This is a genomic window from Symbioplanes lichenis (genome assembly GCF_030709675.1).
Taxonomy (GTDB): Bacteria; Actinomycetota; Actinomycetes; order Mycobacteriales; family Micromonosporaceae; genus Actinoplanes; species Actinoplanes lichenis.
In genome coordinates this window covers 1-854 of the sequence record NZ_JAUZQD010000051.1, presented here as the reverse complement: position 1 = coordinate 854, position 854 = coordinate 1, and the positions used below count along the sequence as shown (strand labels likewise).

Genomic DNA, 854 nt, shown 5'->3' with positions numbered 1-854 from the left:
GCCCCGCCGTACTCGCCTCCGCCACTGGCGGGATGACCAAGTTCGGCGGCCACGCGTCATGCCCTCCTTCGGCGCCGGACTCAGCTGGGAAGTTGGGCGAGGCTGGGAGATCGGCGAAGCTGGAAGTCGGCGAGGCTGGGGGATCAGCGAAGCTGGAGGTCGGCGAGGCTGAAGAGGTCGGCGAGGCGGATGTCGTGGATGATGGCGCCGTCCAGGGGCTGCGCCGGCGGACGTTGTCGCGCGACGGCGGGAGGGGCGTGCGCCGGATCATGGTGGTGGCTGCCTCGGCGGTAGGGTTCTGTGATGTCCTCGAGTTCACCGGAACCCGGCACGGTGATTCGCGGGATCGTTTCGGAGGTCCACAATTTCGGGGTCTTCGTCCGCCTCGACGGGGATCCGGCGGATCGGACGGGCCGGGGGTTCATCCGCATTCCGGAGCTGGCCTGGGAGGACTTCGACGATGCGGCCGACGTGGTGGGCGCCGGTCAGCCGATCGTCGCGGCGGTGCTCGACTACGATCCCGCGCGGGGGCAGGTGCAGCTCTCGCTGAAGGCGCTGCGGGAGGATCCGCTTGTTGCCTTCTCGGGTCGGGTGGGCGACGTCTTGTCCGGACCTGTCGTCAAGGTGGCGCCCCTCGGGGTCTTCGTTCGCGTGGCGCCGGGCATCGTGGGGCTTCTTCCCGCGTCGGAGCTGCGCCGGGACGCGGCGGTGGGAGATGTCCTCGCGGTTACGGTCGCCGAGGTGGACCGGCCGGGCCGGCGGGTGCGGCTGGCGCCCGCCGCGCGGTGACGCCAGCAGGACCAGAGGCGGTCACTACGGGCCGGCGGGTGCGGATGACGCCCGCCCCACGGTGA

Annotated in this window: 1 protein-coding gene; it reads left to right on the top strand. The window is 71.5% G+C overall.

The window, feature by feature from the left end; all coding sequences use genetic code 11:
- Positions 1 to 303 precede the first annotated feature (303 nt).
- Complete coding sequence (locus RAN62_RS41000) at positions 304 to 789, top strand: S1 RNA-binding domain-containing protein (RefSeq protein WP_305790308.1); 486 nt, start codon at positions 304 to 306, stop codon at positions 787 to 789.
- The last annotated feature ends 65 nt before the right edge of the window (positions 790 to 854 follow it).

Coding starts and splice junctions, on each gene's coding strand:
- RAN62_RS41000 (WP_305790308.1), top strand. CDS start 304: ATGTCCTCGAGTTCACCGGAACCCGGCACGGTGATTCGCGGGATCGTT.